The sequence below is a fragment of the Novosphingobium sp. genome (genome assembly GCF_019748365.1).
Taxonomy (GTDB): domain Bacteria; phylum Pseudomonadota; class Alphaproteobacteria; order Sphingomonadales; family Sphingomonadaceae; genus Novosphingobium.
This window is the reverse complement of sequence record NZ_JAIEPN010000025.1, coordinates 16,686-38,714: the sequence shown is the minus strand read 5'-3', so window position 1 is coordinate 38,714 and position 22,029 is coordinate 16,686. Positions and strand designations below refer to the sequence as shown.

General features: G+C 64.3%; 22 protein-coding genes. 13 read left to right on the top strand and 9 right to left on the bottom strand.

Annotation, left to right across the window (positions count from 1 at the left end; genetic code table 11):
* The first annotated feature begins 178 nt into the window (after positions 1 to 178).
* Positions 179 to 928, top strand: coding sequence for an aspartate/glutamate racemase family protein (locus tag K5Q19_RS03915; protein ID WP_292941399.1), 750 nt, complete (start codon positions 179 to 181; stop codon positions 926 to 928).
* 54 nt (positions 929 to 982) lie between these two features.
* Positions 983 to 3,508 carry a TonB-dependent receptor gene (locus K5Q19_RS03910; RefSeq protein ID WP_292941397.1) on the top strand — a complete coding sequence of 842 codons (2,526 nt, stop codon included), beginning with the start codon at positions 983 to 985 and terminating at the stop codon, positions 3,506 to 3,508.
* Positions 3,509 to 3,598: 90 nt separating this feature from the next.
* Here the strand turns inward: K5Q19_RS03910 and K5Q19_RS03905 are convergent, their stop codons facing one another.
* On the bottom strand, positions 3,599 to 4,348 hold the full coding sequence (locus K5Q19_RS03905; RefSeq protein WP_292941395.1) for an SDR family NAD(P)-dependent oxidoreductase: 750 nt from the start codon (positions 4,346 to 4,348) through the stop codon (positions 3,599 to 3,601).
* Positions 4,349 to 4,541: 193 nt separating this feature from the next.
* On the opposite strand from K5Q19_RS03905, the gene K5Q19_RS03900 reads away from it, so the two are divergent.
* From K5Q19_RS03900 to K5Q19_RS03880, 5 genes are read left to right on the top strand one after another with little or no spacing between them, the layout of a single operon-like run.
* Positions 4,542 to 6,164 (top strand): FAD-binding oxidoreductase, encoded by a 1,623-nt coding sequence (locus K5Q19_RS03900; protein WP_292941393.1) that lies wholly within the window; start codon positions 4,542 to 4,544, stop codon positions 6,162 to 6,164.
* A gap of 33 nt (positions 6,165 to 6,197) precedes the next feature.
* Positions 6,198 to 7,262: an LLM class flavin-dependent oxidoreductase gene (locus tag K5Q19_RS03895; RefSeq protein ID WP_292941391.1), complete on the top strand. Its 1,065-nt coding sequence runs from the start codon at positions 6,198 to 6,200 to the stop codon at positions 7,260 to 7,262.
* Between the two features lie 4 nt (positions 7,263 to 7,266).
* Complete coding sequence (locus K5Q19_RS03890; protein ID WP_292941389.1) at positions 7,267 to 8,073, top strand: alpha/beta fold hydrolase; 807 nt, start codon at positions 7,267 to 7,269, stop codon at positions 8,071 to 8,073.
* A gap of 34 nt (positions 8,074 to 8,107) precedes the next feature.
* Positions 8,108 to 9,280: a class I SAM-dependent methyltransferase gene (locus K5Q19_RS03885; RefSeq protein WP_292941387.1), complete on the top strand. Its 1,173-nt coding sequence runs from the start codon at positions 8,108 to 8,110 to the stop codon at positions 9,278 to 9,280.
* Between the two features lie 11 nt (positions 9,281 to 9,291).
* Positions 9,292 to 9,651, top strand: a complete 360-nt coding sequence (locus tag K5Q19_RS03880) for a hypothetical protein (RefSeq protein ID WP_292941385.1) — start codon at positions 9,292 to 9,294, stop codon at positions 9,649 to 9,651.
* A gap of 36 nt (positions 9,652 to 9,687) precedes the next feature.
* On the opposite strand, the gene K5Q19_RS03875 is transcribed toward K5Q19_RS03880, so the two are convergent.
* From K5Q19_RS03875 to K5Q19_RS03855, 5 genes are read right to left on the bottom strand one after another with little or no spacing between them, the layout of a single operon-like run.
* Entirely contained in the window at positions 9,688 to 10,464 is a 777-nt protein-coding gene (locus K5Q19_RS03875; protein WP_292941383.1) for an SDR family oxidoreductase, read from the bottom strand.
* 21 nt (positions 10,465 to 10,485) lie between these two features.
* A complete protein-coding gene (locus K5Q19_RS03870; RefSeq protein WP_292941381.1) occupies positions 10,486 to 10,884 on the bottom strand; it encodes a nuclear transport factor 2 family protein in 399 nt (132 codons plus the stop codon).
* Complete coding sequence (locus K5Q19_RS03865; RefSeq protein ID WP_292941379.1) at positions 10,884 to 11,315, bottom strand: nuclear transport factor 2 family protein; 432 nt, start codon at positions 11,313 to 11,315, stop codon at positions 10,884 to 10,886. The genes K5Q19_RS03870 and K5Q19_RS03865 overlap by 1 nt, the downstream gene beginning before the upstream one ends.
* Positions 11,316 to 11,335: 20 nt before the next feature.
* Positions 11,336 to 12,022, bottom strand: coding sequence for a glutathione S-transferase N-terminal domain-containing protein (locus K5Q19_RS03860; protein WP_292941377.1), 687 nt, complete (start codon positions 12,020 to 12,022; stop codon positions 11,336 to 11,338).
* Positions 12,019 to 12,741: a glutathione S-transferase family protein gene (locus K5Q19_RS03855; RefSeq protein ID WP_292941375.1), complete on the bottom strand. Its 723-nt coding sequence runs from the start codon at positions 12,739 to 12,741 to the stop codon at positions 12,019 to 12,021. Before K5Q19_RS03855 ends, K5Q19_RS03860 begins: the two co-directional genes overlap by 4 nt.
* Before the next feature lie 111 nt (positions 12,742 to 12,852).
* On the opposite strand from K5Q19_RS03855, the gene K5Q19_RS03850 reads away from it, so the two are divergent.
* From K5Q19_RS03850 to K5Q19_RS03840, 3 genes are read left to right on the top strand one after another with little or no spacing between them, the layout of a single operon-like run.
* A complete protein-coding gene (locus K5Q19_RS03850; protein ID WP_292941373.1) occupies positions 12,853 to 13,530 on the top strand; it encodes an isochorismatase family cysteine hydrolase in 678 nt (225 codons plus the stop codon).
* Positions 13,531 to 13,542: 12 nt separating this feature from the next.
* Entirely contained in the window at positions 13,543 to 14,400 is an 858-nt protein-coding gene (locus tag K5Q19_RS03845; protein ID WP_292941371.1) for a TauD/TfdA family dioxygenase, read from the top strand.
* Positions 14,400 to 15,047, top strand: a complete 648-nt coding sequence (locus tag K5Q19_RS03840; RefSeq protein ID WP_292941369.1) for a 2-hydroxychromene-2-carboxylate isomerase — start codon at positions 14,400 to 14,402, stop codon at positions 15,045 to 15,047. The genes K5Q19_RS03845 and K5Q19_RS03840 overlap by 1 nt, the downstream gene beginning before the upstream one ends.
* Positions 15,048 to 15,051: 4 nt before the next feature.
* On the opposite strand, the gene K5Q19_RS03835 is transcribed toward K5Q19_RS03840, so the two are convergent.
* Positions 15,052 to 16,548 (bottom strand): 4-hydroxyphenylacetate 3-hydroxylase N-terminal domain-containing protein, encoded by a 1,497-nt coding sequence (locus tag K5Q19_RS03835; RefSeq protein WP_292941403.1) that lies wholly within the window; start codon positions 16,546 to 16,548, stop codon positions 15,052 to 15,054.
* Between the two features lie 105 nt (positions 16,549 to 16,653).
* Between K5Q19_RS03835 and K5Q19_RS03830 the strand changes: the two genes are divergently transcribed.
* Positions 16,654 to 17,823, top strand: coding sequence for a CoA transferase (locus K5Q19_RS03830; protein WP_292941367.1), 1,170 nt, complete (start codon positions 16,654 to 16,656; stop codon positions 17,821 to 17,823).
* A 279-nt stretch (positions 17,824 to 18,102) separates the two neighbouring features.
* Here K5Q19_RS03830 and K5Q19_RS03825 read toward each other — a convergent pair whose 3' ends face one another.
* Both K5Q19_RS03825 and K5Q19_RS03820 read right to left on the bottom strand, forming a co-directional pair.
* Positions 18,103 to 19,017, bottom strand: a complete 915-nt coding sequence (locus tag K5Q19_RS03825) for a CoA ester lyase (protein WP_292941365.1) — start codon at positions 19,015 to 19,017, stop codon at positions 18,103 to 18,105.
* Entirely contained in the window at positions 19,014 to 19,760 is a 747-nt protein-coding gene (locus tag K5Q19_RS03820; RefSeq protein ID WP_292941363.1) for a GntR family transcriptional regulator, read from the bottom strand. The genes K5Q19_RS03825 and K5Q19_RS03820 overlap by 4 nt, the downstream gene beginning before the upstream one ends.
* Before the next feature lie 132 nt (positions 19,761 to 19,892).
* Between K5Q19_RS03820 and K5Q19_RS03815 the strand changes: the two genes are divergently transcribed.
* Both K5Q19_RS03815 and K5Q19_RS03810 read left to right on the top strand, forming a co-directional pair.
* On the top strand, positions 19,893 to 20,669 hold the full coding sequence (locus tag K5Q19_RS03815) for an aspartate/glutamate racemase family protein (protein WP_292941361.1): 777 nt from the start codon (positions 19,893 to 19,895) through the stop codon (positions 20,667 to 20,669).
* Positions 20,670 to 20,675: 6 nt separating this feature from the next.
* Complete coding sequence (locus tag K5Q19_RS03810; protein WP_365758332.1) at positions 20,676 to 21,905, top strand: MFS transporter; 1,230 nt, start codon at positions 20,676 to 20,678, stop codon at positions 21,903 to 21,905.
* Positions 21,906 to 22,029: the final 124 nt, after the last annotated feature.

Sequence of the window (22,029 nt, the reverse complement as noted above, 5' to 3'; positions counted from 1 at the left end):
AGCGCCTCCTCGCCGATCTTTGCCCCAGAGGGCAAGTCCCCGGAAAGGATCATGTCGCGGATCATCTCGTAGGCCCTGTCAGACGCGCGCGACATTCTTTCTTGCTCCTGATGCTTGACCGAGTGTCATTGTATACATTAGGCTCCGTCTATCGCAACTCTCCGGGGTGCAATGTCACGTGGCTGAACACCGCATAAAAGTCATCGTTCCCATACCGATGGACGAAGCCGGGGTCGCCAATCGCGCCGCTCAGCTTTCGCCGGACGTCATTACGCCCGGATTCAGCCCCGAATTCGTTGCCGTCAAGTGGGGCGCCGCACTCGGCGATTCCTATCATGACATGATGCTGATGGATTGGACCGTGTTCCAGGCCGGGATCGATGCCGAAGCGGAAGGCTATTCTGCCGTGGTCATCGATACGGTCAGCGACTCCGGCCTGCGCGCGCTGCGTTCGCGCCTCTCGATCCCGGTGGTGGGGCCGGGCGAGTGTGCCTTTCACGCGGCGATGATGCTCGGCAAGAAGTTCAGCGTGCTGACGATGTGGGACGAATGGTTCCCGCTCTACGAAAAGACGCTGACGGAATACGGCTTCTGGCCGCGCTGCTCGGGCCTGCGCTCGATCAAGACGCGCCCGGACCTCGCCGAACTGCTAGACGGCAAAGAAGACGTTGTCTTCGCCAAGCTCAAGGCCGAGGCGGAAGCAGCCATGGCCGAAGACGGCGCAGATGTGATCGTGCTCGGATCGACGACGATGCACCAGTCCGCGCACTGGCTCGCGCAGAACCTGCCGATCCCGGTGATCAATCCGGGTCTGATTGCCTACAAGCAGGCCGAGCTGCTGGTCCAGCTCGGCCTGTCGCACAGCAAGAAGGCCTTTCCGGCGCCGCAGGTCGGCAATGATGCAGGAATTCGCAGAGGGAACGCCTGAAACCATAATCGGGCATTACAATCATTGAAAATCAGGGACAACCAGGGGGTTAACATGAGGAAGACCAAGTATCTGATCCTGAGCTCGGTTGCCGCATCCGTGCTTGCGCCGATGTCCGTCCATGCTCAGGAAGCGCCGCAGGCGGCTGCTGTCTCGGACGAGATCGTCGTTACCGCACGGCGTGAGGACGAAAAGCTCAAGGACGTGCCGGCCTCCGTCACCGTCATCACGGCAGCCGCGATTGCCAACACCGGCGCGCGCGTTGCGGCGGACTATGTCCAGCTGACGCCGGGCGTCACCATCGTCGCCGGCGTGGTCGAGGCGGGCGACACCCAGATCGCGATCCGCGGCATCAACGGCGCGCGCGACGGTGAGAACAACGTCGCACTCGTCGTCGACGGCGTGCTGAAGTCGAACACCGCGCTGCTCGCGCAGGATCAGGGCGCGCTGACCCAGATCGAAATCCTCAAGGGCCCCCAGGGCGCCTATTACGGCCGCAGCGCGGTTGCCGGTGCGATCGTGATCGCCACCAAGAAGCCTGGTGACAAGCTTGAAGTTTCGGGCCGCGCTTCGGCCGCGAACAACAACACCTTCAACGGGGCTGCGGTGGTCAGCGGTCCGCTCGGCTCGAACCTCGGGTTCGTGATCAACGGCGAATATGCCACCACCGACGGCTTCTACCGCGACATCTTCCAGAGTAGCCCGCTCTATGCCAGCACCTATCCCAACCAGGGCAAGGGCATCGCCGCTTCGGTCGACGACAACCAGCGCTGGAACATCAACGGTCGCCTGCTCTACTCGCCGAGCAACGACACCGAACTCGACCTCAAGGCGCGCTACAGCAAGCTGAAGGGGTCGGCGATCGGCTTCAACGCGATCTTCCAGCTGCCCGGCCTTGCCGCCGCTTTCAATGCGCCGGTCTTCAACATCGACGCGAACAAGCACCAGTTCGTCTTCGCGCGCAACATCAACCCGGAAAACAACCAGTCGTCGTTCGAAACCTCGCTGCGCCTGTCGCAGACCCTGACCGATTCGATCAAGCTCACCAGCTACGTCTCGTACAGCAACACCAAGAACGACTTCTTCGCGGACGGCACCAGCGGCACCTTCGGGTTCTTCAACAACGAGAGCACCTGCATTGCCACTGCCGCCGCGCTCAAGGGCTTCCCGGTCCAGGCGCCGTTCGGGGTCGATCTCGGCAATCCGGCTGTCTTCCTGAATCCCTACTCGCCGGTCACCTGCGATGGTTCGCAGTATCAGCGGCGCAACCAGAAGGACATCTCGGCCGAAGTGCGCATTGCCGGCGATGCTGGTGGCGGGCTCAACTGGTCGCTTGGCGGCTACTATCTCTACATTGACCGCTTCAACTGCAACAACCTCGGCGTCGACACCGGCCAGGGCGTGATCCGCGAGTGCTACACCACCGATCCGCGCAACCGGACCGAGGCTCTGGCCCAGGATACCTTCAAGACCAACGTCTACGCGTTCTTCGGTTCGCTCGAATACAAGCCGACCGACAAGCTGAAGCTCAGCTTTGCCGGCCGTTACGATATCGAGCAGCGCAGCACGCAGAACGGCATCCCGACCGGCCGTCTGACGCGCTGGGTGGGCAACGTACTGACGGGCAATCCGAACGGCACCGCGACCACGCCCGCCAACTACTATCTCAACCCCGGCCTCGATCCGGCTTACAACCCGAGCGGCGTGCTCTCGCCGCGCGAGGAGACCTACAAGCACTTCCAGCCGAAGATCTCGATCAGCTACGCGGCGACTGACAACATCAACCTGTTCGCCAACTGGGGCATCGGCTTCAAGACGGGCGGGTTCAACAACGCCGGTTCGGCTGCCATCGTCAACGGCTTCTTCAACGCGGGCATCGGCGCTGGTCTGACGATCTTCGATGACTACAAGAAGGAAATCTCGAGCGCGTGGGAGGCCGGTATCAAGGGCACGATCGCGCCGGGCGTCACCTTCGAACTCGCGGGCTATTACACCAACGTGCGCAATTCGCAGTTCTTCGAATTCTTCGTCGGTCCCTTCGGTCTGCTCCGCGTCGTTTCCAACATCGACAAGGTAACCTTCAAGGGCGTCGAAGGTTCGTTCAACGCGCGCATCGCCAAGGGCTTCACCGTGTTCGGTTCGGCCAACTACACCGACAGCGAGATCAAGAAGAACTCGGCTCGTCCCTACACCGTGGGCAACGAGGCTCCGGCCACGTCGAAGTACACGGTCAACCTCGGTGCCCAGTATGATGGTCCGATCACCGACAGCCTCGGCCTGCTGCTGCGCGCCGACTATCGCTTGACCGGCCCGACCTTCTTCCACACCGTGCAAAACAACAACGTTCCGACCATCTTCGGCCTGGGCGCGAACTACACCAACAGCCGCCGCGATGCTTACGGCATCCTCAACCTGCGCGGCGGTCTCAAGGGCGATCACTGGTCGCTGGTGGCGTTCGCCAACAACGTGACCAAGAAGCGCTTCCTGCAGGAAGTGATCGTTGCGCCGGAATTCGGCGGTGCCTTCGTTGCTCCGGGTGCGCTGCGCACCATCGGCGTCGAAGGGACGTTCAAGTTCTGATCTGAACGACCGATCTGAAAAAGAACCGGGCCATGCATCGCTGCATGGCCCGGTTTTTTGTGCCCCTTGCGGAGCCGGCGCTGGTCGGTTTCAGAGCGCTACGGTGAGGCCGCCGTCCACCACGATCGTCTGCCCGGTCACGTAGCTGGCTTTGTCGGAGAGGAGGAAGGCGATCACTTCCCCGATTTCCGAGGCATGCCCGGCGCGGCGCAGCGGAACTGTCGTTTCAGCTGCCGCAAGGCCCTCGGGCCCCAGCGAGTTTTCCTCCGAGAGGATCTGCGCCGTTCGGATGAAGCCCGGCGCCACGGCATTGACCCGCACGTTCGCCTTGGCGAGCTCGCAGGCCGCTGCCTTGACCATGCCGGTGATCCCGGCCTTGGCGGCGGAATAGTGCCAGTGATCGTCCCAGCCGACGACCGCCCCGGCGATGGACGAAACGCACACGATCGCCCCTTCCTGCCGCTTGCTCATCGCCGGCGCGGCCGCGCGGATCAGCCGCAGCTGGCCCTTCAGGTTCACGTTCAGAACCTCGTCCCACTTCTCGTCGGTCAGGATCGGATAGGCGGCGCGCGGCGCGATGCCGGCATTGGCCACCAGTGCCGAGAGCCCTCCGAACCGCGCATCGATATCCGCAATCACCGCCTCGCAGGCAGCGGTATCGCTGACATCGAGCGCGACATATTCGGCCGAGCCTCCCGCTTGCCGGATCTCTTCCGCCACGGCCTCGCCTTCGTCCGCCAGAATGTCGCTGACGAAGACATGATAGCCCTCGCGCCCGAGTATCTTCGCGGTGGCTGCGCCTATCCCGATACCGGCGCCGGAAACCAAAGCTGCTCGCATGACGGGTATCCTTTCGATCTGCTGTCAGGGGGACTGTCGCAGCCCGCAGGATGCATCTCAAGGGTCGCCGCAGCAAGACCGCTTCGCGCAGATTGATGCGAAATGTGCACAAAGATGACCGGATAGCGGGATTGAAACTTGCACTTTGGTGAAGGTCGTATACATTTTTCTCAACAGGACGAGGGAGGTTGGCGTGGCGGCGAGTCTGCAGGATCAATCCGGCGAAACCATTGGCGGTGATCACGCCGCGGACGGCGCAACCATCGAGCAACTCCGGCAAATTCTTGGCCGCGACAATGTCTTGCTCGATGATGCCAGCCGCGAATTCTATTCTCAGGATCTCAGCTTCCGCCCGCATGAAGTGGCCGCGATGGTGCTGCAGCCGGCCAGTGTCGAAGCGCTCGCCGATGCGGTGGGCGTTGCCACCCGCGCCGGTTATGCCGTCGTCCCGCGCGGAGGCGGGATGAGCTACACCAGCGGCTATACGCCCGAGCGCGCGCGCAGCGTGCTGATCGACATGCGCAAGATGAACCGCGTGATCGAGATCAATGCCGACGACATGTACGTGATCGTCGAAACCGGCTGCACCTGGAAGGACCTGCACGAGGCGCTGGCGCCGCATGGTGTGCGCACGCCCTATTGGGGCCCGCTCTCGGGCGCCTATGCCACGGTCGGCGGCGCGCTCTCGCAGAACAGCCTCTTTCACGGCTCCGGAACCGGTGGCACCGCAGCGCAGACGGTCATCGGGCTCAAGGTCGTGCTGGCCGATGGCAGCCTGCTGACCACGGGCAGCTGGGCGCACAAGAACTCGACCCCGTTCTGGCGGCATTTCGGCCCTGACGTCACCGGGCTGTTCACCGCCGATACCGGCGCGATGGGGGTGAAGGCGGTCGCGGCGCTGCGGCTGGTGCGCACGGCCGGCCACACGGGCTATCTCTCGTACAAGTTCGATACGCTCGAGGCGATGCTGGCGGCGCAAGTCCGGATCGCGCGGCTTGGCATTGCGTCGGAATGCTATGGCTTTGATCCCTACTACAACGCCGGGTTCGAAAATCAGGGCATCACCTTCGAGGAAGGGCTCTCGCTCGTCGGCAAGATTGCGCGAAAAGGTGGCCTAAAGGGGCTCAAAAACGCAGCGCGGGTGGCGCTGGGCGGCAAGAAGATCCTCCGCAACGTGCCCTATTCGCTGCACATGACGCTTGATGCGCTGACCGAAGTGGTGGCAGCCGAACACACTGATCTGGCCGCCGAAATCTGCGCCGACGAGGGCGGGACCGAGATGGCCAATTCCATCCCGACGGTGTTCCGCAATGCCCCGTTTGGCGGGGTCCGCACCATCCTGCTCGGCTCGCAGGGCGAGATATGGATTCCCGTCCACGGCTATTTCCCGCTGTCGCGCGCCATTCCGGCGGCGCAGGCGACCGAGCGCTTCCTGGCGGAGCGCAAGGCGCTGATGGAACATTGGGGCATCAAGACCAGCTACCTGACCTGCTTCTCCGGCCCCGAATTCGTGATCGAGCCGAGCTTCTACTGGCATGATGAGCTGGGCGAATTCCGCCTTTCGCTGATCGAGCCGGAGTTTGCCGACAAGTGGCGCGATATTCCGGCCAACGAAGCCCGCCGCGCGGTCGCGCTCGGCCTGCGTGACGAACTGCGCAACCTGTTTGACGAGCTTGGCGGCCTGCACCTCCAGATTGGCAAGTACTACCCCTACCGCGAGATCATGAACAACGCCGCACTGGGCGAAGTGGTGGCCGGCATGAAGGCCGTGGTGGACCCCGAGCGGCTGATGAACCCCGGAGCGCTCGGGCTGTAACGGATGCATTGTTGAGACATCGGAGTCGTTGGCATGAAGTTCGGTGTTTTCCTTCCCAATGGCAGCAACGGCTATATCCCCTCCAAGGGTAGCCCGGTCTATCTGCCGACCTACCAGCACAACAAGGCCATCTCGCAGGAAGCCGAGCGGCTGGGGCTCGATTTCGTGCTCTCGATGATGAAGTTCAAAGGCTTCGGCGGCGAGACCGGCTATTGGGACGCCTGCCTCGAAAGCTTCACCCTGATGGCGGCGCTGGCCGCCGATACCAAGACGATCGGGCTGTTCCCCAGCGTCACCTTGCTCAGTGCGCATCCGCCCGTCGTCGCCCGGATGATCGCCACCATCGACGATGTGAGCGAAGGGCGCTGCGGGCTCAACATCGTCACCGGCTGGAACAAGCCCGAATATACCCAGATGGGCCTCTGGCGCGGGGATGAATACTTCGATCGGCGTTATGATTATGCGCGTGAATACCTGACCGTCCTCAAGGACCTCTGGCGGACGGGCGAGACCTCGTTCAAGGGCGAGTTCTTCTCGCTGGATGGCTGCAGCGTCTATCCGCAGCCGGGCCGCGAGATCCCCATCGTCTGCGCCGGGCAGAGCCCCAAGGGCATCGCCTTCACCGCCGAGATGGGCGATCAGAACTTCGTCATCGCGCATCCCGAAGCGCTCAAGTCGATCGTCGCCAATGTCCACGCCGCCGCCGCGACGCATGGCCGCAAGGTGGGCACTTATGCGCTGATGCACATGATCGTCGCGCGCACCGATGCCGAGGCCAGAGCACAGGCAGACGCGATCATCGCCGGGGCCGATCACGGCGCCATCGCCAACATCATGGCGAGCGCGGCGATGGACACCAATGCGGGCGGGATCGCCGAACGCCTCAAGTCCGGTCTCTCGCTCGGGCTCGAGGAAGGCAACATGGCGTTCATGGGCATTCCGGTGCTGGCGGGCAGCCCGGAAACACTGGCGCTGCGGATTGACGAGATCGCTGCCGAGACCGGCATCGACGGCATGCTCTTCAGCTGGCCCGATTTCGTCGGCGGGATCACCGATTTTGGCGAGCGGGTCATGCCGCTGCTCAAGTGCAGGAACTGACGCGATGAGCGAAGCAGGCGTTCGCAAGAGCTATGTCGATACCAGTGGCGGGCAGATCCACGTTCGCAGCATGGCGGGAGAAGGGATTCCGGTGGTGTTCTTCCACCAGACCGCCAGCTCAGGCCAGATGTGGCTGAAGACGATGCAGCTGCTCAAGGGGCAGTGGCCGATGCACGCGCTTGATACCCCCGGCTTTGGCGGATCATTCGATGTGCCCGAGGATCACTATCCCTCAATGACCGAATATGTCGGCTGGCTGGGCGAGGCGGTGCGTGCGCTCGGCATCACGAAGTGCCATGTCGTCGGCCATCACACCGGTTCGTGCATCGGGGTGGAGCTTGCCGCGCGCCAGCCGGACCTCGTCGCCTCGCTCACGATGATCGGGCCAGTGCCGCTCACGGCGGAGGAGCGCGTCGAGTTCTCCAAGTATTATGGCGTGCCGTTCTCGCCCGTCGTTTCGGGCAGCTATCTGCTTGAGAACTGGGAATATCTGCGCCAGCTCGGTGCCCATGCCGATCCGCAGCTGATCCACCGCGAAATGTGCGATCAGATGCGCGCCTATATCGGCCGGGTGAAGAGCTATAGCGCGGTCTGGGGGCAGGATTTCCCCTCGTTCTACATGGACATAAAGGTGCCGATGATGATCGCCGCCGCGCCGGACGATGTGCTGCACCCCTATCTCGGCCGCGCGGCCGAAATGCGCCCCGATGCACGCGTGTTGCCGGTCGACGGGGCCAATTTCGAACCCGATCTCGATGCTGCCAATTTTGCTGCTGGACTGGCGTCGTTTTTGCAGGAAATCTCGGTCTAACGTTCTCGTTTGAACTTACCAAAGGATGGAAGTCATGACTGCCACACAGGATCTGACCACCCAATTCCGCCACGGCGTGCTGCCGCAGACGACCTCCGACGAGTTTTCGCGTCAGGAGTTTGTGAAGAGCCTCAAGTTCCACCTCGCCTCCAAGGTCTCGCTCGGCAACCACGATGCCTATGAAGCGCGCGCCAAGCCGGCCTACACCAAGGCGACCGGAGCCGAGCCGCAGACTTACGCCGAAATCCGCAAGGCAATGAGCGAGGACCCCTATTTCGCCTTCTGGAGCGCGATGCAGCGCAACAGCCAGGAGATGATGTGGAAGTCGGTGCAGATCCCGGTAGAGCGCCAGCTGCCCGATCTGATCGCAGCAGCGGGCAAGGGCGCCGCCGCCGAAGGCACCCTGCGCCTGAACCCCGATCTTGAAATTCCGAAGTATCACCGCGGCGTCGACATCCACTGCATGCCGGGCGGCTATCACACCGAATTCACCGCGGACGATGTCGCCAATGGCGCGGTCTATGATACCGCCGTCTACATCTACGCGATGGGCCGCATGGGGCCGCTCAACAGCGATATCGGCGATACCACGATCGCGTGGATCAAGGAGAACCACCCCGATTTCAAGCCGCGCCGCATTCTCGATATGGGCTGCACTGTCGGCCACTCGACCCTGAGCTATTGCGATGCCTTCCCCGATGCCGAAGTCTACGGCATCGATGTCGGCGCACCGGTGCTGCGCTATGCCCATGCCCGCGCACAATCGATGGGCAAGCCGGTGCACTTCAGCCAGCAGAACGCGGAAAGCACCGATTTCGAGGACGGCTTCTTCGATCTGATCGTCAGCCACATTCTGGTCCACGAAACCAGCAACGCGGCAATGCGGCGCATCATGAAGGAGTGCAACCGCCTGCTCACCCCGGGCGGCCTGGTGGTTCACGCCGAAACGCCGCCCTACCGCGATCTTCCGGCCTATGACGCGTTCATGCTCGATTGGGATACGCGCAACAACAACGAGCCCTATTGGGGTGCCAGCCACGAGCTGGTCGCAACCGAGATCGCGGCGGAAACCGGCTTCGATCCGGCAAAGGCGTTCGAGGCCTACCAGCCGAGCGCCTTCGAGGCGACCGAGCGGCGGACCAAGGTGTTCCAGGGCGGCGACTTCGGCGGTGGCGGGGCCTGGTGGCTCTGGGGCGTGCAGAAGTAAGGAACAGCGTGATGGCCGAACATGTAACCTTGCAGAAGAAGGCGCGCGGCGAGCGGCCGCAGTATTTCGCCGATCCCGCCATCGACAAGACGCTGGCGATCACGCTGGCGCTGGCGGGCGAGGTGGCGGTGCTGCGCGACCGGATCGACACCATCGAACGGCTGGCCGAGGCGGGCGTGGCACCCACCCGCGCCGCCGTCGATGCCTACAAGCCTGATAGCGCGGTGCGCGCCGAGCGCGATGCCTGGCGCGATACCTATCTCGATACGGTGCTGCGCATCATCCACCAGGAGCGCGAGGAACTGGAGCAGCGCGCAGCCGATACCAAACCCTATGCCGCCGTGATCGAAGAGGTCGTCGCGGGCGGTTGATATGGCGCTCTCCGGGGAAACCCGGAGAGCGCGCCATCACAGGAAGTGATCGCCCCCGTTGGGGCTGAGGACCTGTCCCTGATAGTGCCGCCCGGCCTCGCTGGCGAGGAAGACGTAGGACGGCACGATATCGGCAACATCGGCCAGATCGCCGACGGGAATGCCGGCGCGGATGGCCTCCAGCACGTCGGCCGGTACGGCATCGAGGATCGGCGTGCGCGTCGCCCCCGGGGCCACGCAATTGGCGCGCACGTTGCGGCTACCGATTTCCAGCGCGAGCGAGCGGGTGAACGAGATGATCCCGCCCTTGGCCGCCGTGTAGGCCGAAAGCCCCGGCGCGCCCTTGTAGGCGAGCTGCGAGGCGGTGTTGATGATCCGGCCAAATCCATTGGCATACATCCCCGGCAGCACCGCATGGGTGAGGAGGAACGTGCCGCGCAAGTGCACGCCGATCACCCGGTCCCATGTTGCGACGGGCATTTCCTCGACCGTGTCGCCATGGCCGATCCCGGCATTGTTGACGAGAATGTCGATCTGCCCTGCCGCTTCGAAAGCCGCAGCAACGAGGCGCGCCACCTCGCCCTCATCGGAAACATCGGCCTGTACCGCCAGCGCCTTTGCGCCAAGGCTGCGCACCTGTTCGGCCACGGCCTCGGCGGCAGCGGCTTCTGCTTCCACCGGATAGTTGATGACGACATAGGCCGCCCCGGCGCGGGCGAAGGCCGCCGCCACCCCCGCGCCGATGCCCGAAGAACTGCCCGATATGAGCGCGGTGCGCCCGAGGAGCGGCGAAGTGGCAGTTGTCCCGGTCATCATCGCCGCTCCCTCACACCGTCAGACGAGGACGTTGGCCCCGCTGAAATAGACGTAGACTTCCTGGAACTTCCCATCGCGGATGCGCCAGAAATTGGTGTTGAACAGCCGCGTCACGCTGCCGTCCGCAGCGGTCAGCACCGCTTCGAAGCTGGCGGTGATGCGCCCGTTCTTCTCGTCCACTGTGCAGGTGAAGTCCTTGTGCACGATGGTTTCGTAGGCCCCCATGAAGCCTTCGAACATCTTGCGGATCGCGGCTTTGCCCGCGTGGCGGGTAAACTCGGTCTGCACGCAGAACAGCGCTTCTTCATGGAAGCAATCGAGCGCGGCCTCGATGTCCTTGCGGTCCACGCTGGCAAAGTACTTCTGCGTGGCAAGCTCGATCAGCTCGGCGCGGCTGAGAGTGGGTTCGTACTGCATCAGGCGTCCCCTTCCTTGAGCAGGTTGTCGCCGCTCATGTAGACATAGACCCGGTGGAACTTGTCGCCCTTCAGATAGAAGCGGTTGCAGTTCTCGTAGCGCAGTTCATCGCCGCCATGCGGGGTGATCAGCACGGTGAACTGCGAGCAGACCGAATTGCTGGCGGGGTCCGCGGTGTGGACGAAATTGCCGTGCCAGATGTCCGAAAAGTCGGCGAAGAGCTTGGTGAACATGGCCCGGATCGCAGCCTTGCCGTTGTGGACGGTGTTCGAGGTCACCTCGGTCAGGATCGCGTCTTCGGTGAAGCAATCGAGGACCTGATCCATCGCCTTGTTGTCGACGCCATCGAAGTAGCGCTTCGTCACGATGTCTATGTAGTAGGGATAAGGCAGAGCTGTCTGCCCCGGTCCCGCCTCTTGCCATTCGCTCATTGTGAACTCCTCCAGTGGAACTATGGCTTGCCGAACAAGGCCGCGCGGGCCGTCTCGTCGGGGTTGCCGATCTTCATCACGTCGCCCAGCACGGCCATCCCGCGCTGCACGGCAGGCCGGCTCTCGATCTCGCCCACCCAGCGCTTCACGTTGGGAAAATCGGCAATGTCGATGGCGTGAAGTTCGCGGATCTTCGGCGCGCACCACGGGTAGGTCGCCATGTCGGCCAGCGAATAATCGGCGCCTGCCAGATAGGCCCGCGTGCCCAGCACCCGGTCCATCACACCGTAGAGCTTCACCGTCTCGCCGCAGTAGCGGTTGATGCCGTATTCGATGCGCTCGGGCGCATAGCCGCGAAAATGGCCGCACTGGCCGAACATCGGGCCGACATTGGCGCACTGGAAGAAAAGCCACTGGATCACATCGGACCGCGCGGCGGCATCAGCGGGCCAGAACTGGCCGGATTTCTCCGCGAGGTACATCAGGATCGCGCCGGATTCGAACACGCTGTGCGGCGCGCCGCCCGGCCCGTCATGATCGACGATGGCCGGAATGCGCGTGTTGGGACTGAGCGCGGCGAAGTCGGCCGTATGCTGCTCGCCGCCAAGGATATTGACCGGCTTCACCGTGTAGGGAAGCCCCATTTCCTCCAGCGCGACCGTGATCTTGTGGCCGTTCGGCGTCGGCCAGTAATAGAGGTCGATCATGCCCGCAGCGCGAGGCACGCGGCAACGGCGGCTTGGCACGCAGCCGCGCTGTCATCGCCTTCGAACGGCTTGTTGTAGTGCGATTGCACCGAAGGCCGCTGGATCGCTTCGTCGAACCACGCCGAAAGCGCCGGGCGCCCCTCGCGCCAGGCGAAGTTGGGGTGGATCGGGTCCTTGGCTTCATAGAACTCGGCGCGGAAGCCCAGATAGCTGATCGCATGGAGCATGGCAGCATGGCCGACGTCGAACTCGTCCCATCCGGCCTGTGCGTCGCGCTCCAGCGAATCGAGCCCGGCGATGAACTTGGGCCAGAGCCATTCGAACAGGCCGAGGTTCCACTGTTCCTTGGGCTTCCACTGCTCCATCACCATCTGCACGGTGCTTTCGAAAATCGTGTCCGAAAGCGAAAGGCGGCGCAGCGCATCCCAGCGCTTGGGCCCCGGCGCGGGATACATCTTCCGTGCGGTCGCGGTGCTGTCGAAATACTCGCAGATCGCCTGGCTGGCGAAGATCACCTGCCCATCATCGGTGACCAGCGTGGGCACTTTGTCCAGAGGATTGAGCGGGCTGATATCGTAGCTGTCGCCGCAATCCTCGCCGGCGTTGTTCTTGAACGGGAAGGTCGCGATCCGCTCCAGATTGTCCCAGTGTCCGCACTCGTGCGCGGTCACCAGCACCTTGTGCACGAAGGTGTGGAAGGGCGAATAGAACAGCTTCATGGCCAGTTTCCTTTCGGCTCATGGTTCTTCCTATTGCACCGCTTGTCAAGGCGGTGTTAGGAAAAGGTCCGGACCAATGAAAGGCCGGAACCAGGAAAGGCTGGCTGCGCGATGTCGAGCTACGTTGAAGGCTTCACCGTCCCTGTCCCGATGAGCGCGCGCACCACGGCGCTGGTGGTGGTGGATATGCAATATGCCAGCGGCAGTCGCGAACATGGGCTTGGCGCGCTGCTCGCCAGCCAGGGCACGCTCGACAGCGCGGCCTACCGGTTCGATCGGATCGATGACCTGCTCATCCCCAATATCGGCCGGATGCTGGCCGCGTTCCGCGCCAACGGCACGCATATCGTTCACGTGACGGTGGGCAGCGAGCGGCCGGACTACAGCGATGCCCCGCGCCACATGGTGCCGTTCTTCACCGCGACCAACAACCACGCCGGCACGCGCGAGCACGAAATCGTCGACGCGCTGAAGCCGCTGCCGGGCGAGCCGGTGTTCAACAAGGTGACGATGGGCGCGTTTGCCTCCACCGGGATCGGCGCGCACCTCACCTCCAAAGGCATCCGCGAAATCATCGTGACCGGCGTTTCGACCAACAACTGCGTGGGCATGACCGGGCAGGAAGCGGCCGATCGCGGCTTTGGCGTGGTCCTCGCCTCGGATGCCTCGGGCACCTGCAGCGATCTGATGCAGGAGGCCTACGAGGCCACCTTCCGCCGCCTGTGGGGCCGCGTCGCCAGCACCGACGAAATCATTGCGGAAATTGCCCAGACGACCAACCTGGGCTGACAGGGACAGGACATGGTTGCAAAATCACTCGAAGTCAGGCCGCTGGCCGAAACCTTCGGCGCCGAAGTGCTCGGCGTCACGCTTTCGCGCGATATGGACCCGGAGGTCTTCAACGAGATCAAGGCGCTGTGGCTGCGCTATGAAGTCCTGCTGTTCCGCGATCAGCAGGTCGAGAAGGAAGACCTCATCGGCTTCAGCAGCATGATCGGTCCGCTCGAGATCCATTTGCGCGAGGAATGGCTGAACAAGACCCATCCCGAACTGCTGCAGATCACCAACATCCGGGAAAACGGCAAGCCCACCGGCGCGCTGGCCGATGGCGAAGTGGGCTGGCATTTCGACCAGATCTACCTGCCCAAGCCCGCGATCGCCTCGCTGCTCTTTTCGGTGAAGATTCCGCCCACGGGTGGCGGCACGCATTTTGCCGATATGACCGCCGCCTATGCCCGCCTGCCGCGCCATCTCAAGGATGTGATCGACGGGCGCACCGCAGTGCAGTCCTATGTCGCGTTCAACCGGATGTATTCGACCGATACGAACGCCAAGCAGAAGAGCCTCACGCCCGATATCGTGCATCCGCTGGTGCGCACGCACCCCTACAGCGGGCGGCGCGCGCTCTATGTCTGCCCGGGTATGACGATCAAGATCAATGGCTTGCCCGATGACGAAAGCCGCGCGGTGCTCGATGAGCTGTTCGCCTGGACCGCACGGGAGGAGTTCGTCTACCGCCACGATTGGCGCGTGAGCGATGCGCTGCTGTGGGACAACGCCTGCACGATGCACCGCCGCGACGACTTTGACGGCGAGCACGAGCGGCTGATGCTGCGCACCACGATCCTGCCGCAGCCAGACCGCGCGATCCCGTTCTGATGGAGCCGGGGCAGCCATCGGACCGGGCGCTTGTCTGGTATTTCGATGTCATCTCGCCTTTTGCGGCGCTCGCCATCCCGGAGATCGAGGCGCTGTGCGATGAGCATAAGGTCACGTTTCGTCCGGTTCTCTTTGCCGGCTTGCTGAAGGCGTTCGGCCACCTCGGCCCCGCCGAGATCCCGGCCAAGCGCACGCAGACCTACCGCATCGTGCAGTGGATCGCGGACGAGCGGGGCATTCCGTTCCGCGCGCCGCCGGCTCACCCGTTCAATCCGCTCACGCTGCTGCGGCTGCTCTGCGTGCGCGAATTGAGCGCGGCCGATGCGGCGGTCGCGTTCTGGCTGGTGTGGGGCGAGGGGCGCGATCCGGAAAGCCCTGAGACGGCGGCGGCCCTCGCCGAAGCACTCGGCGTGCCGCTGGAGGCCGCGAACGAACCGCAGGTGAAGGACCGGCTGCGCGCCAACACCGAAGCCGCAGTGGCGGCAGGCGTCTATGGCGTGCCGACGCTGGCGATCGGGGATGAGCTGTTCTGGGGCCTCGACGCGATGCCGATGGCCCGGGCCTATCTGGCTGATCCCGGCCTGTTCGCAAGCGGCGAAATGGCGCGGGTTTCCAACCTTCCGATGGCAACCGTGCGCCCGCGCTGAGCCGCTATTCCGCGCAGCCCTTGGTGCAGCACCGGCCCGGCTGCTTGTCGCGCGCGGGGCCTTTGCCCAGATCGAGCGCGCCGCGATCGAGCAGCGCCTGCACCAGTTCCTTGCGGTCCTGCACCGGATAATTGCGCAGGATCTCCATCTTCATCGCCTCGGGTGATCCGCCGCCGTGCAGGCTGATCACCGAATACCAGCCGCCCGTTTCCGATGCGGTGAGGTCCTCGATAAACCGCGCGACGTTGGCGCGGTGGGCATAGGGCACATCGGGCCGCCCGCGCAGCAGGCTCTCGATCATCGGCGCGGTGGCGGGATTGTGGTCTTCCTCCGGGCTCGGCAGGCCCACGACCAGCCCGCCCGAAACCTCGTGCGCCAGCCGGTGCATGTCGTAAATCTGGTTCGCCAGCAGCAGTTTGCCGATGTTGGAATAGATCTGCTCGGGCCGGAAATTGCCCGCCGCGTCTTCCTCGCCAAAGGTCGAGGCGGCGACCCCGCAGGCATAGAAGCCTTCGGTGATCTTGATCAGCTCGACCATCTTGTCCTTGAGGTGGGCGATCCGGTCGAGCTCCAGCCCGTTCGCCTCCATCATCAAAGCGCCCGCACCGATCAGCAGATCGCCAAAGCCCGCCCGCGCGCCGATGCAGCTGTGGCGGTGGTGCGAGGCGTAGTTGGTGGTCATCAGGTGCGCTTCTTCAGTCTCGCCATCGATGAACACGCGGTCCCACGGCACGAAAACGTCGTCGAAATGGACCGCCGCGACCGATTGCGCGAACTTGGCACTGAACTTGGCCGCCGCGTTGCCCGGACGGCCAGCGGGGCGCGACACCACGGTCACGCCCGGCGCGTCGATCGGCACGGCACAGGCCACGGCAAAGTCGCGGTCCTCGGGGCGCATCCGGCGGCACGGCAGCACCAGAAACTCGTGCATATAGGGCGCGCCGGTCACGATGGCCTTGACCCCGGCAATCACGATCCCGTCCGCCCGCCGCTCGCGCACATGGACATAGGATAGCGGCTCGACCTGTTCCGACGGGCGCTTCGAACGGTCGCCCTTGCCGTCCGTCATGGCAATGCCGATCGCGAGGTCGTTCGCCTGCGCATGGGCGATATAGGCCTTGAGCCGGTCGTGGCTCTCGCCCCCGACGCGCTGCGTGATCCGCCAGGTTGCTTCCCACAGACCGTTGAATGCATCGTGGGTCAGGTAGCGCTGGGTGCAGCCGCCATACTGGCACGTCAGGCGCACCGCCTCCAGCTTGTCGAGCAGGTCCTCGCGGCTGCGATTGATCGCAAGGAAACGGTTGACCGGATCCCCCGAAAGCCCCGTCGTGACCATGACTTTCGCGGATTCGGGCAGGAGCGCGAAATCGTAGGTCAGCCCCACCGCATTGATGCCGGGTTCCAGCCGGGGCTCGTCCGCCACCGAGGCAACCAGATCGCCGCCGACATAGACGCGCGGGGCAAGGCTGCGCAGCGATTCGCGATAGGCTTCGGCGGACATCAGCACGGCGACAGGCTCCCCTTCAGTGCACAACATTCAGCCTTGATGGCCGTCTGCCATTCCCTTACGCGGGAAAAAGGTCTGGACCAATAGAAAGTGCATGAAATGCCCCCCGAAACCCTGCCTGAAGGGGCCTTCGCAGGCCTCAAGGTGCTCGATCTGGCAACCTTCATCGCGGGGCCCTATTGCGCGACCTACCTCGCCGAATTCGGCGCCGACGTGGTCAAGGTCGAGCTGACCGGCAGCGGCGATCCGGTCCGCAAGTTCGGCACGCCGACCGAGGCTGGCGACACGCTCGTCTGGCTGAGCGAGGGGCGCAACAAGCGCTCGATCGAGCTGGATCTGCGCACCCCCGAAGGCGCCGAGACGCTGCGCCGGCTTGCGGCCAAGGCAGACGTGCTGGTGGAGAACTTCCAGCCCGGCACGCTCGAGCGCTGGGGGATCGGGCCCGATGTGCTGCAGGCGCTCAACCCGCGCCTGATCATCGCCCGCGTCACCGCCTATGGCCAGACCGGGCCCTATAGCGACCGCCCCGGTTTCGGCCGTATTGCCAATGCCTTCAGCGGCATATCCTTCCTCTGCGGCGAGCCGGATGCGCCGCCCGCCTCGCCCGGCACGGCCACGCTCTCGGACTATCTCACCGGCGTCTATGCCGCGCTGGGCGTGCTCACCGCGCTGCACGTGCGGGAGAGAACCGGGCGCGGGCAGATCATCGATCTCGGGCTCTATGAAGGCACGTTCCGCCTGCTCGACGAACTGGCGCCCGCCTATGCCCGCAGCGGCTTCGTGCGGCAGCGGATGGGGGCCGGCACCGTCAATGCCGTGCCGCACAGCCACTACCCGACCAAGGACGGCAAATGGGTGGCGATTGCCTGCACCAACGACAAGATATTCGGCCGCCTCGCCGCCATCATGGACCGCATGGATGTGACCGGCGAGGGCATCTACGGCACAATCGGGAAGCGCGAGGCGCGCCGTGCCGAAGTGGACGCCTTCGTCAGCCACTGGACAAGCGGGATGACGCGCGATGAAGTCCTCGCCGCCTGCGAAGCCGGGCAAGTGCCGTGCGGCCCCGTCTACGGCATCGACGAGATTTTCGAGGACCCGCAATATGCCGCACGCGGCAACCTTGTGCGCATAGAGGACGAGCGCGCCGGGGACCTGACGCTTCCCGCCGTCTGCCCCCGCCTCAGTGAAACCCCCGGTGCCATCCGCTGGGCCGGCCGCGCGCTGGGTGCGGATAGCGATGCCGTGCTGGCGGATTGGCTGGGTTAGAGCACTTTCCGACCAATCTGGCTCACCGTGACGGAGCCGATTTTGGCCCAGCGCGAGGCGAGAGGAGGGAGCTATGCTTGCCCATAGTGACCGACGATCAAAGCTGCGATGGGCCAAAAGCGGCCCGCCCCTTCGGGGTCGCGTCAGGAAGCCCCTCGGCCAATGAGACTCAGGCAGCGTCGCGCCGCTGGCACGGGCTACCAGCCCGCACTGCGCGGCGCTCCTTGCCGAGAAGCTTCCTGACGCAATCACGATGAGCCAGATTGGTCGGAAAGTGCTCTAGAGCCGCGCTGCCAGCGCCAGCACCTGCTGCGCCTTCTCGACGATGGGATAATCGACGAAATAGCCATCGACCTTGATCGAGGCGGAACCGGCATTCTCCGCTGCGTTGAACGCCTCGACGATCTTGCGGGCGCGCGCGATTTCCTTCTCGCTCGGCATGAACGAGCGGTTGGTCAGCATGACTTGCTGCGGATGGATCAGCAGCTTGCCCTGAAACCCGAACTTCACGCCGGTCACCACCGAGGCAGCAAAGCTCTCCTCATCCGCCAGATCGATGTGCACCGTATCAATCGGCGCTTCCAGCCCGCCCACGCGCGAGGCCAGCACCAGCCTGCCGCGCGCATAGGCAAGCTCGGCCTCGTCGGCGCTCCATTTCATCCGCATGTCGCGCGTGAAATCGCCCGCGCCGAACGAGATGCGCTTGATCCGGGTGCCCGCCGCAATGATCGCATCAAGCGCATGGAGGCCCGCGCCGGTTTCGATGATCGGCATCAGGTCGATCCGGCCGATGGGCAGGCCGCGCTCGCGTTCGAACTGGGCGATCAGCCAGTCGATCAGCACGATCTCCTCCGGCTTTTCGATCTTGGGCGCGACGATGCCGTCCAACCAGGGCCCGATCACGCCGTCGAGATCGCGCAGGCACCATTCGGTATCGGCAGCGTTGATCCGCACATAACCAAGGCATTTGCGTGGAGCGGAAAGCGCGGTCACCGCCGTCGCCCGGCTCGCAGCCTTTTCCGAAGCGGCGCAGGCATCTTCCAGATCGAGGATCACCGCATCCGCGCCGCTTGCGAAGACTTTCTCCACCTTGCGCGGGTGATTGGCGGGGGCAAACAGGAAGCTGCGGATCGGCATGGTGGTGATGATCGGGCCGCCCTTGATCTGCGCCATGGTGGTGAATTCTTCCGTCATGGCGCCGCGAGGCTTCCTTCCTTGCGTTTGAGATCGACCGAATAGGAAAAGCGGCCGGCAGGGTGTTCGCTGACCGAAACTTCGAACAGACGCCCCGTGCGATCGCGGTAGCGCCGCACGATGATCAGCGCCGGGCTGCCTGGGGCAACATCCAGCGCCTCGGCCTTGCGCTGGGATAGCGAACCCGCGAACAGCTCCGCGTTGATGTCGACCGCCTGCATGCCGTGGAGCTGCTCCATCAGCTGGAACACCGGCGTCGAATCCTTGCCGATGCGTTCGGCCACTTCGGCAAATTCGGCGGGCACATAAATGTCGCTCCAGCAGACCGGGCTGCGCTTCGCTTCCAGCCGGATGGTCTCGATCCGCGCCCAGGGCGTGCCCACCGAACAGGGCAGCATCTGCGCCAGCGCGACATCGGCTTCCACAATCGTGGTGCGGATCGGCTTCAGCCGGGTTTGCGGGGCATATTGCAGCAATTCGTCCATTGAGCCGAGCTTTTGCACCATCTGCTCCACCGGGTGCTGCGCGGTCACGATCGTGCCCCGCCGCCGCTGCCGGCTGATCAGGCCGCTCTCCTCAAGCCGGCTCATCGCCTCGCGGATGGTGAAGCGGCTGACGTCGTATTCGCTCGCGAGCACCTGCTCGGGGGCCAGCTTTTCGCCCACCGGCCATTTGCCCGATGCGATCTCGCCCTGGATGCGATCGGCGATTTCCCGGTAGCGCGGGATGGGCAGGCTGGACATCGTGGACAATCCGTCGGTCGTTCAAATCGTGGGGAGTGGATTATTGGTCTGGACCATTGGCAAGCAAGCTAGCATAGTTCACCCACGAGGCAAACCCGGTGCCGGTGCACTGCGCCCAATGAGGATCCCGCCATGGCAGACAAGCGCGTTCTGGTGATCGTTCCGTTTCCGCTCGATGAGGAAGGCGTGGCCAACCGCAAGGCACAGCTCGATTCCGTGCAATTGGGGCCGGGGATCACGTTCGATTACAAGCCGGTCAAGGCCGCGCCCGCGCTCTATGACAGCCACCACGATTACGTGCTCGCCGATATCTCGATCTTCGAGGCCGGGCTCAGCGCGGAAAAAGACGGCTATGACGCGGTCTGCATCGACACGATGAGCGATTCCGGCATGAACGCGCTGCGCTCGGTGCTGGATATTCCGGTCATCTCACCGGGCCGGGCCTCGTTCCTCACCGCGCTGATGTTTGCCAACAATTTCTCGGTGCTCACGCAGTGGGCACCTTGGAAGGGCCTCTACACCAAGACGCTGCGGGAATACGGGCTGGAAGACAAGTGCGTCTCGGTTCGCTCGCCCAACATTGCTCCCGACGTTTCAAACCTCCTTGGCGGCAAGGAGGAAGATGTGTTCCCCAAGCTGCTGGAAAGCGCTCTGCAATGCGTCGAAGATGGCGCGCAGGCGATCTGCCTCGGCTCCACCACGATGCACCAGAGCCACGCCTGGCTCGCCGAGCGCCTGCCGGTGCCGCTGATCAACCCCGGCCCGCTCACCTACAAGCTGGTCGAGGCGGCGCTTTCGCTGGGCCTCACGCACAGCCGCGCGGCCTATCCGAAGCCGCATGTCTACATGGGTGACATGATCAGCGGCATGCTCGACGGCGGCGCGCGGGTTCAGCAGGGCCAGGGCTGACCGGTTATCTCGGAACCCGCCCCAGCCTCTCACGCAGGCGCGCCGCGCCAGCGCGGCCTCGGCACCCTGCTGGCAACCTCGCTGATTCAGATCGCGGCGTCCTTCACGATCGCGGGGCCGCTCGCGATTTCCCTGCTGATTGTGCGGTCGCAGCACCTGCCTGAAAGCTGGATCGGCTACTACACCTCGCTGATCTACGCGGCGGCCATTGCCGGATCGGTGAGCACCGCGCGGCTGATGGCAAGCTTCAGCGTGCGCACGATCCAGCTGGGCTCGGTTATCGCGACGGGGCTTGGCTACGCCCTGTTTGCCTGCGTCGCACCACCGGTCGCGAATGTCGTCGCCGCCTGCCTCGGCATTGTCCTGATGGGCTTTGCCTACGGAGTCATCGTCCCGTCGAGTTCGCTCGCGCTGGCCGAATGCTATTCGCAGGCCGCGCAGCCGCTGGTCGTCTCGCTGCGGCAGACGGGCGTGCCGGTCGGCACGGCCCTCGTCGCCCTGATCGCGCCGCATGTCGCGCAAGTGTCGGGCTGGCAGAGCATGACCTTGCCGGTGCTGGCCGTCCTTGCGGCCACGTTCGTGCTCGCGCTGCCGGGGCTGCAGGCGTTCGGCACGCTTTCCGCCAATCTGCCGCCACGCCAGCACCCCTTGGGATCGGTTCGCAGCACGCTCGCCCAGCGTGCCACGCGCCGATTGGCGCTGGTCGCAGGGCTCTACGCCATGAACCAGGCGGCGCTCACCACGTATCTGGTGCCCGCGCTGGTCTGGCTGCATGGCCTGTCGGTGGGCAAGTCCGCCGGCTATCTGGCGATCGCGACCGTGGCCGGCGCCGGTGCCCGCATCCTTTTCGGCATAACGACGGCCCGCTGGGGCCGTGCGACGCTGCATCTTGCCCTGATCGGCCTGCTGACCGGCGCGGCCTGGCTGCTGCTGCTCTGGCCGCTGCCCTCGGCATTGCGCCTCACCGCCGGCAGCGCGCTGCTGGGGGCGACGGCGATGGGCTGGAACGGCATCCTCCTCGCCGAGATGGGGCTTGCCGCTCCCGCAGGCCGGACGGCCGAGGCCGTCGCGACGGGGACATCGTTTGCCTATCTCGGCGTCCTTGTCGCCCCGCTCGCATTTGTGGAACTCGACCGCGCGTTGGGCAGCAAGACGGCGGCGCTGGCCGCCATTGCCATGCTGGCGGTCCTTGCCGGCGTGTCGCTCCTGCGCAGCACTGCGCCTCGCCCGGGCTGATCGCTTCGGGTGTTATCGAGACGGTGAAGGTAGGACGCTGCACCCCGCATCCCCATGGCAAGCCTGGATGTCCGACATTCCTGGACCTATCCGGCGCCGATCGTTTTATCAGTAGGTCGCTGGC

Excerpts from the sequence above, each read along its gene's own strand:
- K5Q19_RS03910 (WP_292941397.1), top strand. The coding sequence starts at position 983 with ATGAGGAAGACCAAGTATCTGATCCTGAGCTCGGTTGCCGCATCCGTG.
- K5Q19_RS03905 (WP_292941395.1), bottom strand. The coding sequence starts at position 4,348 with ATGCGAGCAGCTTTGGTTTCCGGCGCCGGTATCGGGATAGGCGCAGCC.
- K5Q19_RS03895 (WP_292941391.1), top strand. The coding sequence starts at position 6,198 with ATGAAGTTCGGTGTTTTCCTTCCCAATGGCAGCAACGGCTATATCCCC.
- K5Q19_RS03890 (WP_292941389.1), top strand. The coding sequence starts at position 7,267 with ATGAGCGAAGCAGGCGTTCGCAAGAGCTATGTCGATACCAGTGGCGGG.
- K5Q19_RS03885 (WP_292941387.1), top strand. The coding sequence starts at position 8,108 with ATGACTGCCACACAGGATCTGACCACCCAATTCCGCCACGGCGTGCTG.
- K5Q19_RS03880 (WP_292941385.1), top strand. The coding sequence starts at position 9,292 with ATGGCCGAACATGTAACCTTGCAGAAGAAGGCGCGCGGCGAGCGGCCG.
- K5Q19_RS03875 (WP_292941383.1), bottom strand. The coding sequence starts at position 10,464 with ATGACCGGGACAACTGCCACTTCGCCGCTCCTCGGGCGCACCGCGCTC.
- K5Q19_RS03870 (WP_292941381.1), bottom strand. The coding sequence starts at position 10,884 with ATGCAGTACGAACCCACTCTCAGCCGCGCCGAGCTGATCGAGCTTGCC.
- K5Q19_RS03865 (WP_292941379.1), bottom strand. The coding sequence starts at position 11,315 with ATGAGCGAATGGCAAGAGGCGGGACCGGGGCAGACAGCTCTGCCTTAT.
- K5Q19_RS03860 (WP_292941377.1), bottom strand. The coding sequence starts at position 12,022 with ATGATCGACCTCTATTACTGGCCGACGCCGAACGGCCACAAGATCACG.
- K5Q19_RS03855 (WP_292941375.1), bottom strand. The coding sequence starts at position 12,741 with ATGAAGCTGTTCTATTCGCCCTTCCACACCTTCGTGCACAAGGTGCTG.
- K5Q19_RS03850 (WP_292941373.1), top strand. The coding sequence starts at position 12,853 with ATGTCGAGCTACGTTGAAGGCTTCACCGTCCCTGTCCCGATGAGCGCG.
- K5Q19_RS03845 (WP_292941371.1), top strand. The coding sequence starts at position 13,543 with ATGGTTGCAAAATCACTCGAAGTCAGGCCGCTGGCCGAAACCTTCGGC.
- K5Q19_RS03840 (WP_292941369.1), top strand. The coding sequence starts at position 14,400 with ATGGAGCCGGGGCAGCCATCGGACCGGGCGCTTGTCTGGTATTTCGAT.
- K5Q19_RS03835 (WP_292941403.1), bottom strand. The coding sequence starts at position 16,548 with ATGTCCGCCGAAGCCTATCGCGAATCGCTGCGCAGCCTTGCCCCGCGC.
- K5Q19_RS03830 (WP_292941367.1), top strand. The coding sequence starts at position 16,654 with ATGCCCCCCGAAACCCTGCCTGAAGGGGCCTTCGCAGGCCTCAAGGTG.
- K5Q19_RS03825 (WP_292941365.1), bottom strand. The coding sequence starts at position 19,017 with ATGACGGAAGAATTCACCACCATGGCGCAGATCAAGGGCGGCCCGATC.
- K5Q19_RS03820 (WP_292941363.1), bottom strand. The coding sequence starts at position 19,760 with ATGTCCAGCCTGCCCATCCCGCGCTACCGGGAAATCGCCGATCGCATC.
- K5Q19_RS03815 (WP_292941361.1), top strand. The coding sequence starts at position 19,893 with ATGGCAGACAAGCGCGTTCTGGTGATCGTTCCGTTTCCGCTCGATGAG.